The 17,429-nt window shown below is 38.9% G+C and carries 14 protein-coding genes and 1 pseudogene; 7 read left to right on the top strand and 8 right to left on the bottom strand.

The features are described from left to right. Positions 1–376 precede the first annotated feature (376 nt). Positions 377–940, top strand: coding sequence for a TIGR00730 family Rossman fold protein (locus tag Q1A47_RS04370; protein WP_026681924.1), 564 nt, complete (start codon positions 377–379; stop codon positions 938–940). Positions 941–1,219: 279 nt separating this feature from the next. Here Q1A47_RS04370 and Q1A47_RS04365 read toward each other — a convergent pair whose 3' ends face one another. Next, positions 1,220–3,154, bottom strand: a complete 1,935-nt coding sequence (locus tag Q1A47_RS04365) for a transcription antiterminator (protein WP_166530295.1) — start codon at positions 3,152–3,154, stop codon at positions 1,220–1,222. Between the two features lie 236 nt (positions 3,155–3,390). Between Q1A47_RS04365 and Q1A47_RS04360 the strand changes: the two genes are divergently transcribed. The 4 genes from Q1A47_RS04360 (at position 3,391) to Q1A47_RS04345 (ending at position 6,854) form a co-directional block, all read left to right on the top strand. Further along, positions 3,391–3,705 (top strand): PTS sugar transporter subunit IIB, encoded by a 315-nt coding sequence (locus Q1A47_RS04360; protein ID WP_026681926.1) that lies wholly within the window; start codon positions 3,391–3,393, stop codon positions 3,703–3,705. A 24-nt stretch (positions 3,706–3,729) separates the two neighbouring features. Next, positions 3,730–4,962, top strand: coding sequence for a PTS sugar transporter subunit IIC (locus Q1A47_RS04355; protein ID WP_166530294.1), 1,233 nt, complete (start codon positions 3,730–3,732; stop codon positions 4,960–4,962). Between the two features lie 16 nt (positions 4,963–4,978). Further along, positions 4,979–5,326: a PTS lactose/cellobiose transporter subunit IIA gene (locus tag Q1A47_RS04350; RefSeq protein ID WP_026681927.1), complete on the top strand. Its 348-nt coding sequence runs from the start codon at positions 4,979–4,981 to the stop codon at positions 5,324–5,326. 106 nt (positions 5,327–5,432) lie between these two features. Then, positions 5,433–6,854: a glycoside hydrolase family 1 protein gene (locus tag Q1A47_RS04345; RefSeq protein ID WP_166530293.1), complete on the top strand. Its 1,422-nt coding sequence runs from the start codon at positions 5,433–5,435 to the stop codon at positions 6,852–6,854. 289 nt (positions 6,855–7,143) lie between these two features. On the opposite strand, the gene Q1A47_RS04340 is transcribed toward Q1A47_RS04345, so the two are convergent. Next, positions 7,144–7,623 (bottom strand): DUF4188 domain-containing protein, encoded by a 480-nt coding sequence (locus Q1A47_RS04340; RefSeq protein ID WP_026681929.1) that lies wholly within the window; start codon positions 7,621–7,623, stop codon positions 7,144–7,146. 1 nt (position 7,624) lies between these two features. Beyond that, positions 7,625–8,182, bottom strand: coding sequence for a PadR family transcriptional regulator (locus Q1A47_RS04335; RefSeq protein ID WP_166530292.1), 558 nt, complete (start codon positions 8,180–8,182; stop codon positions 7,625–7,627). 146 nt (positions 8,183–8,328) lie between these two features. Between Q1A47_RS04335 and Q1A47_RS04330 the strand changes: the two genes are divergently transcribed. Beyond that, complete coding sequence (locus Q1A47_RS04330) at positions 8,329–8,676, top strand: hypothetical protein (RefSeq protein ID WP_166530291.1); 348 nt, start codon at positions 8,329–8,331, stop codon at positions 8,674–8,676. Positions 8,677–8,764: 88 nt separating this feature from the next. Then, positions 8,765–9,244, top strand: coding sequence for a 23S rRNA (pseudouridine(1915)-N(3))-methyltransferase RlmH (rlmH, locus tag Q1A47_RS04325; RefSeq protein ID WP_166530290.1), 480 nt, complete (start codon positions 8,765–8,767; stop codon positions 9,242–9,244). A 36-nt stretch (positions 9,245–9,280) separates the two neighbouring features. Here rlmH and Q1A47_RS20855 read toward each other — a convergent pair. From Q1A47_RS20855 to Q1A47_RS04305, 5 genes and pseudogenes are all read right to left on the bottom strand, one after another. Continuing rightward, a pseudogene (locus Q1A47_RS20855) lies at positions 9,281–9,400 on the bottom strand (AraC family transcriptional regulator); the annotation flags it as partial. A gap of 276 nt (positions 9,401–9,676) precedes the next feature. Beyond that, positions 9,677–14,074 (bottom strand): hypothetical protein, encoded by a 4,398-nt coding sequence (locus Q1A47_RS04320; protein WP_166530289.1) that lies wholly within the window; start codon positions 14,072–14,074, stop codon positions 9,677–9,679. Further along, positions 14,061–14,801, bottom strand: coding sequence for a DUF6063 family protein (locus Q1A47_RS04315; protein WP_166530288.1), 741 nt, complete (start codon positions 14,799–14,801; stop codon positions 14,061–14,063). Before Q1A47_RS04315 ends, Q1A47_RS04320 begins: the two co-directional genes overlap by 14 nt. After that, positions 14,801–16,303: a replicative DNA helicase gene (locus Q1A47_RS04310; protein ID WP_166530287.1), complete on the bottom strand. Its 1,503-nt coding sequence runs from the start codon at positions 16,301–16,303 to the stop codon at positions 14,801–14,803. Before Q1A47_RS04310 ends, Q1A47_RS04315 begins: the two co-directional genes overlap by 1 nt. After that, positions 16,285–17,307 carry a Wadjet anti-phage system protein JetD domain-containing protein gene (locus Q1A47_RS04305; RefSeq protein WP_166530286.1) on the bottom strand — a complete coding sequence of 341 codons (1,023 nt, stop codon included), beginning with the start codon at positions 17,305–17,307 and terminating at the stop codon, positions 16,285–16,287. The genes Q1A47_RS04310 and Q1A47_RS04305 overlap by 19 nt, the downstream gene beginning before the upstream one ends. Positions 17,308–17,429 lie beyond the last annotated feature (122 nt).

The following is a 17,429-nucleotide window of genomic DNA, read 5'->3' as shown; positions in this document are numbered from 1 at the left end:
TTACCTCCATACGTATCGACTGTTGTTTGAAATAAATATTTACAAACTGCTCCTCCAGCAAAACTTATTTGCGTATCAAATTCTTTATTTCTAGGAAGGTCACGTAAATCCCTCTCTACCTTGCAAATTCTTTTTTTGAAAGATGGGCGAAAACCACATGACAAGAGTCTAGTAAACAAAAATTTTTATATAAAATCGATTGTAATGAAAACTGCGAATTTACTAAAATGACTAGTAGAGCTGTAGCGTTTATTGAAGGTGCCATTCTCAATAATAATTAGATAAGGAAACATAATAAATTAAAATGCAGCAACTTGATGTGAGAATGATATAATGGAAGTATGACAATCAAGAAATGAGGGTGATGAGGATGGATTTGAAGCGAATTGCTGTATTCTGTGGCTCAAGCGCTGGTCAGGACAGTGTTTATATAGAAAACGCAAAGCAACTAGGTGAAGCGATGGCAGCAAACAATAAAACCTTGGTATATGGCGGTGCCCAGGTCGGTTGTATGGGAGCTGTGGCAAATGCTGTGTTAGATCAAGGTGGCCAAGCGATTGGCGTAATCCCCCAAAAGCTAATGGATGTAGAAATTGCCCATGAGCATTTAACAGAGCTTCATGTAGTAGAAACGATGCATGAGCGTAAGGCAAAAATGGCAGATTTAGCCGATGGTTTTGTAGCATTACCAGGTGGAGCGGGAACGTTAGAGGAATGGTTCGAGGTGTTTACATGGGCACAATTAGGATATCATGATAAGCCAATCGCTTTATTGAATGTCAACGGCTTTTACGATCCACTAATTCAAATGCTAGACCATACAATTGATGAAGGATTTATGAAAAAGGAATATCGCGATATGATTATTGTTGCCGAAGAGCCAGCAGCATTAATTGATAAAATGAATCGTTATGAAGCTAGCTATGTAGTGAAATGGTAGAAAGAGAGGAAGGGAGCTGTCCGAAGAGATAGCTCATCCTAAGGAAGATATATTAACAGGTTAATAATAGAGGAAATATAAGGCTACCTCGAAAGTCTGCATACATTCTTTCATGGTAGCTTTTTTATGATGAAAATATCTATCATATGGCCCAATATATTTAAAATTTAAGGATTACTCAATAGAGAAGGAGATATCCTGTTTTTTCATATACGCACCGTGTTTCGGATATTTAATCACTCATCTCATTTGTTAGTTTGTTTTGTTCTATTCCTAAGATTAAGCGTCATTTCCCATTAATATTGACAATTGGTCAATAAATTCCTGAAAGTTAGTTGATGTTGCAAGTTGGGAAACGTTTGCCGGATTTGTTAACACTTTTATATATTCATCATAAATTTCCCGATAGATCTTTCTTTCCTTTTGGCTCATTGCAATCAGTGAAACAATGCGGACGTTGTCACTTTCTCCCCAATGGATCGGTTGCTTGGGTATAAGAATAGCAATAGTTGTTTGTAAGGCGTCCATTTTCATGGAGTGCGGAACAGCGACAATTTGATTAAACGCTGTGGAAGACATCTTCTCCCGTTTGAGTACATCTCCAAGATAGTTTTTAGGAACAAGTCCATGATCTATCATCTTCTTTCCTAAATAGTTTATTGTTTCTGTTTCATTGGCAAATGATTTACCTCGGACAAATAGACGCTCATCAAATAGTGAAAGTAGTTGTTGCTTCATTCTTGCTCTAGCCTTGGCTGCTTTTAAGCGCTCTATTTCATCGCGAATCTTTATCAAGTCATAGTCTGATACAAAAGGACTTATCGTTAGCGTAGGAGTATTCCCAGAAGCGGTTGTCGGCATTGTAGTGATGATCATATCTGCATTCATTGATAACTGATAATCCATTTGCGTAATTACCTGTTTGAATGTTATCTGATTGCCAACATGCTTTCGTATTTTTTTCTGTATATCTTTGTGTATATCATAATAGCCGGGAGTAATTAGGATAGCCTGAATCTTTGTCATTGTATGTTGTTTTAATTCTAGGCAACTCCCAACATGTAAGGCTATATACGTGATTTCATCCTCAGGTAGCTTTACATGCTCCTCTTCCGTGATGATGTTTGAAATAAATACCGCTAGATCATAAATAAGCGGAGAGGAGGTTTTAATAGTCTGGGTTAACGGGTTCTTGGATGAAAATCCACTCGCCGCCCTTACCGCCATATTTTTAATATGCAGGGCAAACTTTGCTTGAAATTCTTCATCGGCAAGATCAACTAGATAGCTATCGTTAACCTTTTCGATAATCTTTTGTACTAAATGGATGTACTTTTCATTGATAAAGCTGTTGAATAGATTAGTTGAGCGCTCATCTTTTAGATTAATGGTAGTTTTACTTGCTAATAATGATTGCAGGTAGTTCATTTCAGCATTACTAATAAACACATGAAAATAGTCTTCTATCAAATGTTTAACCTCAGTTAGCACCTCGGCTGGAATTAACGGCTGTTCAAATTCATATGAAAATTTTTGGATATATTGTTCGTCCTTGATACGTTCAATCGAGATGACGATATGGTAGATAATGTTACCAATGGTATATTCATTAATGTCTAAGCCATGATTATTTAAGATTTGTAACAGGCGATCGCGAAACGCATGAAGGTCATAATCATACACCTCTTCCAAATCAATAATATTATAAAAGGTTGTATTATATTCTTTAAAATAAATGGCACTCATCAGTTTACGCTTATTTCTTTCCAAACCACTCAAGGAGAGCTGATCTTTTTTTCGACATAGCTGTAAATCAAAGTTTTTTAAAAATGATCGACAACTTTGCATATCCCTTTCCACCGTAGGCATACTGATATGGAGGTAATCACTTATTTCAAAGAGGTCGATCCCCTCTGGCAGTAAGACGAGCTGTTGTAACATATAATACATACGTTGTGACGGCGTTTGAATAACGGATCGGCTTGCTTCAGATTTTTTCTCATGAGGCATATCATTCTTCCGAAAACCAACGAAGCGATAACCAAGATGAGAGGATTCAATGTGTACATCGGATGAAGGATGATTGAAAAGCGAGATATAATTTCTCAACGTACGCGGTGAAATATTCAAGAGTTCTGTTAGCTCTTTTGTTTGGACCCAATCATTTTTCTCCTGCAAGTATTCAATAAGTAATTCCTTCTTATCCTTACGCATGAAGGCACCCCCACTTCCTTCTAGTATTTGTTCAAAAAAGAGTAGCCGATTCGAAACAATAACGTGCAAAGCCTTCTCAACCATTTCTTCTCAAACCTTATTATATTATAGCTTACCCTATTTTTTAGTCATTTTATAATCAGCTTTTTGCCGAACAGTAGGCAATAAGTTGATTGGTAAACCTATAAGGATTTGTTACATAATTACAGTACAACAAGTAATGAGGAGGAGCTTCAATGGAAAAAACAGCACTTTTAATTTGTAGTGGAGGAGCATCTAGTGGATTTTTGGCTCAGAATATACGGAAAGCGGCGAAAAAAAGAGGAATGGAAATCGAAGTAATTGCTCGCGGAGAATCTGAATTAAGAGAATATATGAATCAAATTGACGTTGTACTCATTGCCCCACACCTTAGCTATATCCAACAGGATATCGAACAGCAGCTAAATGGAAGCGGCATTCCTTGCACACTAATTGATCCATCCACATATGGCCTGCTAGATGGAGAAAAGGGCTTAGATATTATTATTCATCAACTCGAAGAAAAATAATAATCATAGAGGGTGAAATATAGCATGAAAAAATTTATTCAATGGATGAATGAATCATTTGCACCTCGGATGAACAAAATCACAAGAAATGCTTGGGTTTCAGCTATTCAAGAAGCAATTATGGGTGTTTTGCCACTTATTCTCGTAGGCTCTTTAATAACACTGATATCGATTTTAAATGATTTTATTTCTGGTATGCCTAACCTACAGCCAATAAGTGATTTTTCGTTTGGATTAATGAGCTTATTTATTGCATTTTTAACTCCCTATTTCATTATGGATAAGTTAAAGAAAACAGATAGGCGACTAGTTGCTGGATTAACTGGGGCAGCGATGTTTTTAATGTTACTCGCACCCGAATTTACGGATGAAGGAGCCATATCCTTTGCTTTTGAAAGGTTTGGAGCGAATGGTATGTTTGTTTCGTTATTTGTCGGGCTATTAGTCGGATTTGTCTTTTATCAGTTTAGTAAATTTTCTTTTTTTAAAAGCTCTAGTTCACTACCTGATTTCATTATCGTATGGTTTGATACCATTTTGCCTATAACATTATTGTTGCTTGGCGGATGGCTATTCACATTTGTTTGGGACTTTGACCTTTATCTGGTAATTATTAGCCTGTTTGAGCCTTTAAATCAAATTGGTCAAAGCTTTGTCGGGTTTGTATTAATCACGTTTTTATGTGTGTTTTTATATACGTTTGGAATTAGCCCTTGGGCGCTTTACCCGATCATTTTTCCGATCTGGGTTTCGGGTGTAGAACAAAATGCCGCTAATGTAAGCCAAAGCATACAGCCGGAAAACATTCATGTGTTTGAAACAATGATGGCATGGGTATGGATTGGCGGAATGGGTACGACACTTCCTTTAGTTGTGCTCATGGTGTTGCTCGCTAAATCGAAGCACTTAAAAGCCATAGGACGAGTAACGATAGTACCTTCTATTTTTAATATTAACGAACCGGTTATCTTCGGATCACCTATTGCTTTTAATCCGATTCTCATGGTGCCGATGTGGCTAAACGGAATCATCATACCAGTTATTACGTATGTTGTTTTAAACCTTGGGATGGTTACGATACCATCAGAGGTATTGCAGTTATGGTATTTACCAGTGGGAATTTCTACTTTCTTAGTTAATACTGATTTTCGAGGATTGATTTTATTAGTTCTTATTCTAGTAGTATCATTTATCATTTGGTATCCATTCTTTAAAGTTTATGATAATCAAAAGGTTAAAGAAGAGGCTACGGAGTAGTAAAGGAGGCTGTTTTATGGAAAAGAATACGGAAAATATTCATGAGGTTGCAATGAAAATTATTTTGGCAGCCGGTAATGCACGAGAAGAGATTCAAGCAGCATTAAAGGAGATGGAAGTCTTTGCTTTCACAACTGCTGAAGAAAAGTTGGCGCAGGCTAAAGAGCATATAACAACGGCTCATTCTGTACAAACAGATACGATTCAAGGTGAAGCCAGAGGAGAGGAAATTACGTTCTCGCTATTATTTACGCATGCTCAGGATCATCTCATGACGGTGATGAGTGAGTGGAATACGGCAAAAAATCTAGTAACGATCTGTCGCGGTCTCGATGAGAGAATTAGCCGTCTAGAGAAAAAATAACGGTCAAGCTAGTTTACTGGCCCGTTGTCCATGATATAGCGTTCAGATGAACAGTAGCAAAATATAGATAGAAAGTTAAAAAATCATGAGATGGGTGTGGTGAAAGATGCTTTATACAACAAATTCTACGTTTCCGGAGTCATTCCTTTGGGCAGCTGGTACATCTTCTTATCAGTGTGAGGGTGCACATCTAACGAATGGTAAAACACTATCGGTTGTTGAAAAAAATATCAATAACCAATATGCGGATCCTAGTGTTGCTTCTGGGCATTATCAGCTTTGGGAAACTGATGTTGAATTGATGAAGGACTTAGGTTTAAAAGCCTATCGCTTCTCTATTTCATGGCCTCGTATCCTTCCCAATGGTAGAGGAGCGGTCAATCAAGAAGGAATTAATTTTTATCGAAACATCATAGCTAAATTGAAAGAATACCATATTGAGCCAATTGTTACAATCTATCATTTTGATCTTCCTCAATGCTTACAAGATGAGTATGGGGGATGGTCGTCACGGAAGATAATCAAAGATTTTGAAGAATACTGTCAGGTGCTATTCGATCATTTTGGTAATGATGTAAAGTATTGGATTACGATTAATGAACAGAGTAACATGTTTCAACTTCCTTATTTAATGGAGTTTGATGAGCAGCTCCCATTAGAAAAGCAGAAATTTGAAATGAATCATATTATGACAGTCGCGCATGCTAAGGCGATCCACCGTTGTCGGCAAACGATTGCCGATGCGAAAATTGGTCCAGCATTAGGGATCATTCCTAACTATCCTGCATCGGCCAAGCCAGAGGATATCTTAGCTGCCAAACATGCTGATGATTTAAGAACCTATTTGTTTATGGATCTTTACATGAAGGGGAAGTACAAACAATCGGTGTGGAATTATATGGTCCATAAAGGAGTAGAGCCAACGATAGAACCTGGAGATATGGCATGCATCAAGACGGCCAAGCCAGATTTTATCGGGATCAATTACTATCAATCTCGTGTTGTGAAATTTGTACCAAAGGATACAGCGGAGAAAGAATTAAAGCTTAATTATGATGGGGAAGCTGACGAGACACAATTTGAAAATATCCCTGGTTTGTACGAGGGAGCAGCTAATCCTTATACGAATAAAACGCAGTGGGATTGGGAGATTGATCCAGTCGGATTGCGATATTTATTGAATGATATCTATGATCGGTATGATGTTCCTGTGCTGATTACAGAAAATGGAATTGGTACGATGGATGAATTAACGGAGAAGAAGGAAATTCTTGATGAAGAGCGAATTGATTTTCTAAGAAATCACTTAATCCAATTGCATTTAGCTATGCAGGATGGGGTTAAAGTTTGGGGATATGTTGTTTGGTCATTTATCGATCTGCTCAGTACATCAAGTGGATTCAGAAAGCGATATGGCTTAGTATATATTGATCGTGATGATACGGATCTTAAAACATTGGAGCGAATTAAAAAGCAAAGCTACCATTGGTATCAAGCTGTGATTACTTCCAATGGGCAATCCTTATAAGTGCAAGCTAAAGTCATTCTCATCAAAACAGTGATTGATGAAGAATGACTTTTTGTTTTATGGACGATGGATTGGAGCTTTAGCAATCGAGTAGCTAGATAAAATGTAAGCTTTTCGGTTGATATTGGCAACTAGATGAATGTAGCAGCTTGATAGATTTTATAAGTACTATGGATGACTCTTACTTATAAAATCGATGGAGGAGCTATGATTGATTGGAAAGGATTGTTATGATTTACTCCTATAATGGGATGGCTAGTTGATTGCACCCAAGTGTTATTTGCGGATGTTATTTTTGAGCCTTCAATCGCTTACTAGCAGTGATTCGTTCTTTTGTGATCGGGATATGCTTTCTTGCTTTCCCAAGCCCATATAATGGCATATTTCCATATATCGATTCATAGTTCCCTTTTGGAACAACATATGTTTCATGATAGATACCAACAGCATTCGTAGCGCTCGCCTTTTGATTAAATGCCTGCCAAGCAGCCAAATGCTTCTGCCCCCTTGCATAGTTCAACAAATGCTCTGTCGACTGCCAATATTGGATCATCACCGTTGTTCGTAAGCCGAAGTAATTCTCCATCGCTAGAAACCCTAACTCCTCTTGATGTGTATACAGCTCCTTAATCATGCCAGGCATTGCAGTAAAAACAGGCAGCCATTTGTGAACAGCCAGCCGACGATTAATCCGCATGCCAATTAGAAAGACAACCATATCCTCATCATTTTCTGTCGTATAGCGACCGTGAAAGATCTGTTTCCCCATCTTAATCCTCCTCCTGATTGATTTGTCCCTTGGTTACCTCACACCACTCCATGGTGGCTTTCGTCATCCGCTTGCCATAATCCAACGTGTACAGCCAATAGTTTGCATCCGCGCTTTCTAGGTGGCTGCCTTTGATCATTTGTTCGATGGATTGATAGGTTTCATAACGCTCCAGTAATTTTTGCTTGTAGTCCTGTAGTAGCGCTAGGGTATGCTCTGTACGCTGATGGCGACTGAAGAAAAGCTTCAAAATGACTTCATTTCGCTCGACAGGAATCTGCTGAAGCGGCTGCTCCAGCCATTCCTGTAACGCTTTTTTACCTTCTGCGGTTAAGGTATATTCTTTGCGATCTGGCTTCCCATCCTGAGCTGTCGTCGTAACGGTTGCTAACCGATCGGCTACTAGCTTTTTTAAGGTTGGATAAATCTGTCCATAGCTAATTTTCCAAAAGTGATTTAAGCTCTGATCGATCAATTGCTTTATCTCATACCCCGTACGACAATCCGTCGTTAATATTCCAAGCAATGCATAGGTGGTGTGATTGTAAGTTTTATTCATATTTGTTCATTCCTATCTATATGATATGTATCATTTAGATATATAATACAAGAAAGAATTCAAGAGGACAAGTTAATTTTTGGAAGATTTATGTAAACTGCGAGGAGAATTTGTTATAGTAAAGAAAAAACGATGGGGTGTTGGGGATGAAGGTTATGCTATCAGCTATATTGGAAATTGTCCGTGTGCTTGTGGTTATAGTTTTCTTTTTTGTGTTAATTGGAATAGTTGTGAATGGTGTTTTTGAAAATACGACCAACCTAGACGTTCAAGAACTAATCGAGGACAATGGATATTTGTTCTTCTTTCGACTTCTTCAAGGAGTAGGGGTAGTAGGGGTCATCTATATTTTTTATCGAAATAAGTATCAATTCTCAGGTTGGTATAGAGGAAAACAAATGCAGCGTTTATCGAAGCGAACAACAAGGATGTTACTTTGTATTAGTCTTGTTTGTATGTTCGCACTATATGCTGTTGTTTGGTTGGTAGTGTAGTTTTTAATTGGTAAGTTGAAGGAAATGGGTTGTATGGTATTATGCTGAAATAAGGGATAGAAAAATTCGAAAAAGGAAGTTACGTATTATGAAAATTACGATTGTATCGGTTGGAAAATTAAAAGAAAAATACTTGAAGCAAGGTATTGACGAATACATGAAACGGTTAAACGCTTACGCCAAAGTGTCGATAAAAGAAGTAGCGGATGAAAAAGCACCAGAAAATATGAGCGAAGCAGAAATGCTGGAGGTCAAGGAGAGGGAGGGCGAGCGCATCTTATCACAGCTTTCCGCAGACACCTATGTCATCACACTAGAGGTCAATGGCAGGATGCTAAGCTCAGAACAGCTAGCCAAGAAAATGGACGAGCTAGCTACATACGGTAAAAGTAAAATCGCCTTTGTCATTGGTGGGTCTTTAGGAATCAGTGAGGGAGTACAAAAACGAAGCGACTTAGCATTGTCCTTTTCAAAAATGACATTTCCTCATCAATTGATGCGCTTGGTATTGTTGGAGCAGGTTTATCGTGGGTTTCGGATTAATAGAGGGGAACCGTATCACAAGTAGTGGTAAAGCAGAGGGTAGAAGAAATTCTAGATTAAGAAATATTAAAAAGACAACTTTAGGTTCATCAATTAAAATTGTGTATGCGCCTTCTACTCTCATCAACAGCAAAAAGCCTTTGTTAGTCTTATAATGGGCTTTACCATTAAAGAACGTTTTAAACAAATCTTCACAATAAAATTATGGAAATAATTTGTTTTACAGTATCAGTCTACTACACCATAAAAGAGTTAATCTTACCCATAAGCTATGTACTGGATGATTGGCTAAAAAACCATACTTTATTTTCAGTTCTCAAAAATAAAGTATGGTTTCACCAGAAGGTTGGAGTGGTGTGTACAATCCTGTCATTCTTTGGTACACTTTTTGTCTTTTAGTGGTCATTAGTATGTCAGAAGTGGCTCATTTCAATGGCTGAATCACCACATAACCCTATCATTCAAACAAATCCAACTGCTCTGCCTGCCCTAACCGATCAATAACAGCTGGCTCATGATCCTGAAAATAAGCATGATGCATCCATTTATCTGTTGTCATGACTTTTTTGTTGGTGTCCTTTGACGCGCGTAATCGACAGCTATAAATAATCGGGAAGTAATCCTGCAGAAACTTGCCTTCAGCATGAGCCGTTAACGCAATGATTTGGAAGCCCAGCTGCTCGGCGATAAAAAAGACCGGACTTAGAACATGATCACTTGATGCTTTGCCAAATGGATTATCTAAAATAACAGCACGGTCGGTTAAGTTGGCTTTTTTCTTTTCTGCTACATATTTTAATATGCCTAAGAAGAGCGTCATGTTTTTACTCCACTTTTCTCCTCCTGACCAGACATTGCTTTGCTCCCAGGAATAAGAGCGTGTAGAAATTTGATTATCATTGGTTACTTTACGGCAATGCACCTTCATCACATCGCGATCCATGACAACCTTGAGTAATTGCTTGGATTCCAGCCATTTTTCTAAATCCACACGAATCTTATTCATATCCTGATGCCCTTGCTCATTGTGGTATTTCTCACCATCTAATTGGTTAATGATCCACTCGGTATGATCACGAATGCGTAACTTGCCGTCTTCTGGCTCCCATTTTGGAATGGAGAAGCTATAGATTGGCTTCCAGTTATCCACTTTCACTCTCGTTTTCTTCGGGATTTGCTCGAGTTCTTCGACTAATGTTTGCAAATGGGTATGAATTTGATTGATAAAAAGTTGAAGTTCTTCATCACTTTTGCGAATATGCTCATTGGCATATTTAGTGATTCGTTGAATGCTTGCGAACATATTCTGTTTAAAGGTGACGACTTCCTGATAGTCACGCTTCTGTTCGACTCCTTGAATCGCCATTTGTTGTAATTTTTTATCGGTAATTTTTGTTCGACAAAAGATACGGAACTGATCCCTAGCAAGACGGACAAGCTCGCTTTCGTCATCGACTAGCTGCTTCATTTCTTTTAGCTTATCTGTCGCTTGTTTGGCAAAACGTTTACGCTGGTATTGAAAATCAGTCTCCTCTTGTTCGGTTAACGTAATACTCGCAATTCCTGGTGCGTTAAAGTGATACCCTTCTATAAAATTCTCCAATAGCCTCTCCGCTTCATCAAGACTAGCTAACTCCTTGTTCACACGCTTGAACTCTTGATCGAGATAAGCTTTTTGCTTTTTTAGCTCGGTTTGCTCTTGTTGTAACTGTTCGTTAACAACGGTTAAGTCTTGCTCAAATCGCTCCACTTCGTCATCAGGGAATCGTTTATAAAAGTCTTTATATGCTTCATTTAGTAACTCTTGTTTGACATGTAAATCTCGTTCAGTCGTTTGATAGGTTGCTCTAATTTCGGTTAATTCGCTTTTTGCTGTCTGTAATTGTCCGTGTAATCGGTCAATATACTGGTCACCATCAGCTGGGAATACTTCTGTTTTATCAACGGATGGGAAAGCTTGTTCAATTTCGTCCATCCGTTCTGTAGTCGTCTCGATCCGCTGCTGTTCGGTTTCTTGTTTCGCTTCCCATTCACCGGTTTGACGTGTGATCTTTTCTTTCTGTAGCTGTAATTCTTTGCGTTTTGATTTCAGACTGGTGATCCTTTCATCTGTGAACGTTGCTGGTAATGTTGCTACTTCCTGATATTGCTCTTCACTGGTGATTACTTCTTGTTTCATCTCTAGATCACGAATACGGTCGTTTAACAGATCGACATCTTCTTGATAACGAGTCATCGATCGTTTCGTCTGCTTGATTTTCTGCGCTAGTTCCTGTTGTTGTTCTTGGTATGTGTCAACTTCCTGCTGATGCTGGGAGATTTCCTTTTGGAAGCTTACATATTGCTGGCCATCTCGCAGTTTTGATTCGATTCCGGTGCGCTCAGCCTCTGCTTCTTCTGCTCTGTTACGATATTTATCGATGGTTGCTTGATGATCCGTAATTTGTTTGTCTGTTTGCTCGATCTTGGCTGCTAGATTTTCCTGCTCTGTTTGCAGACTGTGTAACTGCTCTTGCCAGTCTTCTACCTGCTGAAAAGGATACTTCCTTAAAAACTGGCGGAATTGTGTCAACGCTTGCTCCCAGCTTTTCAGCTCGATCTCAACGTTTTCTCTTGTTGTTGTGATCTCGCCAGCATGACGTTTTAATTGCTGTTGCCATGCGATAAACGTTTCGGAGTCTATGTTGTCACGCCAATGATTCGGGACGATCCAGTTGCCTTTTTCGATATCCGTTATAGCGGTTGCTTCTTCTGTCGTCACCACCATCACCGGCAAGGTAAAGCGATCGGAAACCTGTTCTAAACGCTTGATTAATCGGGGCTTTGCCTTTGTCGTTGTCACCAAAATACTCGGCCATAACGTCGCCTGCTTTAACAATGCCTGCTGCTCTTCTGGTAGCTGGTTGAGATAATTCACACCTGTTTCCAGATAATCGAGTTGATTCTTCCATAGCTCGATTTGTTCGGAGAGGAATGGATCACTGAAGAAAGTCTCTTGCTCCCCGTAGTCATCAACATAGCGTAACGCAACCCGCTCCTTATCCAACCATTTCTTGCGCTCGATTCGTTGTTTTTCAATATAGTTTTCGAGTTGACCTTCGATCGATTGTTGCTGTAAGTGAATACCTGCAACATCCTGCCAAGCACTTCTTAATATCGCCAGAGACTCGACCAATTGTTGCTCTTCATCTGACATCGCCTGTAACTGCTGTTCGACACGCTGTATTTGTAAAGCTTGTTCTTGGAAATTCTTTTGTAAGTGATTTCTTTCTTGCTGCTTTTCGTCTATTTCACGCGCCAATCGTTTTCTTTCTGTTTTCAAGTGAACCAATTCATCATCTAACACTTGGTAACGAGCTTGCCATTTTGGTAATAGCTCTTCAATTGTTTCCTGTTCTGGATTCGCGAGCAGTGCTTGACGCAAGCGATCACTATCTTTTTCACGAGTTTCGATAAAAGATTGAAGCTTGTTTACCTCGTTACTCCACTGTTGCTCCGTTTGCTCATGGTTGGTGAGTTGTTTCTCTAAGGTTTTGATTTGCTCTTGTAATGGATTCCTTTCCCGTTGTAAGTCTTGTTGTTGCTTGTTAATGTCATCGATTTGAGCTTGATAGGCACCATGTAAGGCTTGCTCTACTTCTATCAGCTGATCCTTTAACATCTCGATATCTGCTTCCTTTTCGAACGAAGCAATTTGATCTTGGATAAAGGATAAGGATTCATTTGCTGCTTGTTGTTGTTCGGCAAATTTGGCATACCGTAATGCTGCGTGACGCTCTTCGATATCAGCTACCGTTGTTTTTTGTTCTTGCAAAAGAAGCTTGGCGTTTTGAAATTCTTTGTTCATTTGCTCTTTTTCTGCTTCTTTTGCGGCAACTTCGCTGGAAGCGATCTTCGCTTTATGTTGGTGCGTGTCATCCTGCCAGTTAGTTATTTTTGCTTCAATCGCTTCTTTTTCTGTTAAAAAGGTCTGTTTGTCTGCTTTGGTTTGTTCCCAGATTCCTTTGGTTCGTTGCTTCGCCTCGAGCAATTGTTGCTCTTTCGTATGGAGACGCTCAAAAGCAGTCGTATAGCCAACTAATTCATCCTGGATCTTCTGGTTTTCAGCAATCGTTTCTTTTAACTTTTGATAATTTTTAAAGCTTTCATACCGTTGCTCAAACAAATCAGCAAAAAGGGTAGGATTATGACCAGCCATCGCGCTTTCAACGGTTGGAATTAGCAAGCGATCAAACAGCTGATTTGTCGTTTTACACGCTTCAAAGAAGGCTTCAACACCACCTTCTGAACTATTGATTTTGACAATGTTCTCCCACTCGCTGGCAATAATCTGATAGTTGTCTTCAATGTATTGGCGATACTCTTTAATCGTGGCAAAGGTATTCGCTGACAAAGATTTATCCTTCATCATACTATAGTAATCTTGTATTTCCCCGCGCTCAGTAGGACGTTTACCACCTTGCACCTCACGGACGAAAGGGATCTCCTCAATCGCATGGGGATCGCCATGCTGATATTCATAGACATAACGGAGCGAGTCGACACCATGCTTATTCATATAAAGGGTAACAGCTGTCACGACGTAACGCCTTGGTTTGTCATTAATGATCCATTCGACCGCAATATGGGCAGGCGCGCTTTCTAATGTTAATGTTTTGCCGATTTTGCGACTAGCGAGCTCTGTGTGTGGTAGCATTGCCTGTAGTGCTGTTTGAATCAACACCGTTTTACCGCCACCATTTTCTAATAGAATTGCCCCATTGTAGCCATCAAATAAAAATAATTCATCATTATAACGTTTATTGCCTTCCTCATAGATGACATTGGCTAAGCGAATTTTACTAATCGTTGGCATCTGTATTCTCTCCCTCCATCTCATAGATGAATGTAAGGATTCCTTTGTTATATTCCACTTCCATAAAATAGCGCTGGATAATGGTTTGCGCTTTATCAGTTAAGGTTATTTCTTGATTTCCAAGGCCTTTGACTAAATCTTGATCAAGTAAAAAACGCTTCACAGTATCGATAAAGCTATAGCGACTAATCGTATTACCTGTTTGACGTTTGGCACTCTCTTTCACATCATTCATATCATTCCATTTATCGACTATTTGGCGCCAGTTATAGGAGAATTCACGCTCTTTTTCCTTTAAAACTTCTTCTTCTAAGGCCTGCAATTGCTCAATCCGTTCCTGAATCTGGTGCATCCACTCCTCGATCCGTAAGAAATCACGTGTCGGGCGTGCGCTTTGATAAGAATTATAGAAGCTACCAAACAAAATGATCGTCGTAAAATACAGTAAGTAAATATCTGCATTAGTAGCGCCAGAACGCAAATAATGGCGTTTAATCCAGTCATTACTAACATGAAAGCTCGACAATTTCGTCTCAGGAATTAAATATAAATGTTCACTCGTATTAACGATAACAGCATCTACTTCTTTTGCATATAAATCTAGTAAACTACGAATATCATCGTCGGCTCGATATAGCTGGACCGCTTCTTGATCTGTAACAGACGTACGCGCTAATTTCGTATAAATACGAAAGGCTTCGATTACCTTTTCCTCACTGTAATGCACTATGACTCCTCCAATCGGATCACCATCTCTTGAATGGAATAACGTTTATAACGATTTAAAATGGCTTTCTCTTCGGTAATAACTAAACGATTATCACCAAGGATGTACAATGCTTCGGTTAATAGCGATTTACCATCCTCGTCATGCTCCATATTACCACGCGTTATCGGTGAACGCTGATGTAAGATTAACCAAAATTCATAAAAAGACCTTGATGCGTACAGTTGGGCTTGATTGGTCTCGGTTAAATAGTCAAAAAAGGCAGATAGTCTGATTTCTCGCATCTTACTTAAAACAGATAATAATTCTTCCATTAGTTTTTTATATAGTTTTCTTAACGCTTTTGCTCTAGCATCGATTTCCTCATCACTTTCCGCTTCAGGCATTGTCGTCGTTTGATCTGCTTGTTGATCTTCGACAATAGTTTGATCAGCAAAAAGTGTTAGTGGTGACCAGGTTCGTTCTTCCTCTACTTTTAAGAACGGATGGAGCACACCTTTCATCGTTTCCAGTGGCAACGGCACCGAAATAATATGCGAGGTAATTTCATGATCGAAATTAAACGCTTCAATTCCCGTGTAATACAACGACTCTTGCGCTGTAATTAAGGTCGTATTTTTTAATGATAAGGTCTGTTCTAGTAGTCTCGAATGATCGTAGTGAACCGCCTCTAGCTCTCTAGTGATCGTCAAAATTAAATCATACGTTTTTTGTTCTTTGCGATGAATATCTTTCGCATAGAGCCTGTCCTTCGTTTCTTTCACAAATTGGCGCAACTCTTTAAATTCATCATCTTCACGCTGCAAACGACTGTAACTATCATTTAATAACTCTTTATAACGATCAAACGTTTCTTCTGAAACAATACTGCGTTGAATTTCCTGTTTGAGTGCCAGCATCCGCTCATCAATACTTTCTACTGCGACACGCATTTCATTGACTTGTCTTAATGCCCCATTGAACTCGCCGCGCTCTAATTGTTTACGAAGCATCAATTGATTAATCGATAATTGAAATTCACTATAGAACTCTTTTGTAGCAAAGACAAGTTCCAAGCCATCATCGTCTAACGTATAAAACTGTTCATTTGTCGTTGGATTAAAATTATTCGTTTTGAGAATCGAATATTCGAGCTGTTCGTCTTGACCTGTTTCCCAGTTATAGAAGGAATAGGTTCGCTTGACCCCTGTCCCTGGACGAAAATTATCGATCAGACTACTAGCAAGACGAGAATAATCACTTGCTTGTAACTGATACTGTTCTGCCGTCACTTCTTGAATAAAGGCAGCTAACTGCTTTACCCCTGTTTTATAGTGACGCATCACTTTTTGTTCAAAGAAAAATAGTAACGTTAATAGTCCTAAACCTTTCATATCAATTAACTTACCATTCTCATCCTTTTCCCGTTTACGTTCTAAATCCGTTAAGGGATCAAATAACGCCAGACGACGAATCCGTTCCTGATAGCCTGCTGTAATCGTTGCTATATCATGTCGTTCCAATTTGATCCCTCCCATATTTGTTGTAATTCCTTTGTTCTTAATGTTTCTTGTGGGTAATAATAGCCTTCAGCGAGTAATCGCTTGATTTGACGCTGCTCTTGTTGATCGAACCACTGTAAAAAGGCATCCTCTGCTCCCTCACGCTTTCTTTGATAGGCTTTACCTTGCGCAGGCTGTTTTGCCAAGCAAGCTCGGTAAAAAGGAAACGCTAAACGTAGTTCGATTTTGTTCGCCAAACTATGCCAGATCGATATCCCCTCACGGTCGATATCACCAAAATAAAAGAAGTGGTGGTCAGCAGTGATTGGATATTGCTGATTAAATTGCTCGATACTCTGTATGATCGTTTTGCCACTTCCATAAATCAAGGTGGCAAAGGCTGTTTGTTTGATGGCTGGCAATAGACCTTGATAGGTGGTTTTATTCTCAACAATTAAATGGAGTTGTTTGGGCTCTTGTACTTGATTGGGATTAATCGCATATTTTAATGGTTCTGATACAGGCATTATTTTCATTTTATCGAATAGGTGAACCCGTTCTAATAATTCTTTACCTTTTTTCTCAGTTATCCATTTCTCATCACCAGCAATCTCATAGCTTCTTTCTGGTGTTGGAATCGCTTCTGTAGGAAAACCATTTGTTCGTATATATTGATCTATTTGTCGTAAGTAGGGTAAATCCTTCTGCAACTGTTTCGGATCATGTTGATAGTAATAGTCAAGGTTTATTTCACGATGGAATTGAATACGGTACTGTTGTAAGAGGTGGTGATGCGCTTGTTTTAACTTCGCTTTTTGAATACGATAATGCAAGGCGACAGAAGGTTTTCTAGGTGAACGCCCTTTGCTTTTCACCATCGCTAAAATGCCCGCTTCTTCTAAAGCAAGCACTTCTTCAGCAAAAGCTTCATAGCTATCGAAAAAAGGTGATGATAATTCTTGTAGTTGATTAATATCGATTGTTTTCTTTGGATATAAAGCAAGTGCTTCTTTTAGTTCTTTCATATTTTTCATCCTATGTGTTGAGATATGTCTTATTTTATCATATCGGGGACAGGGGATGGGACAACTTATGAATATGAGTTGTTTCGACCTCATTAGTGAAAGGATAATTAACGAAACATTAG

Origin of the sequence: uncultured Virgibacillus sp. (genome assembly GCF_947495635.1) — a bacterium.
Lineage (GTDB): Bacteria > Bacillota > Bacilli > Bacillales > Amphibacillaceae > Virgibacillus > Virgibacillus salarius.
This window is presented reverse-complemented; position numbering and strand designations above follow the sequence as displayed.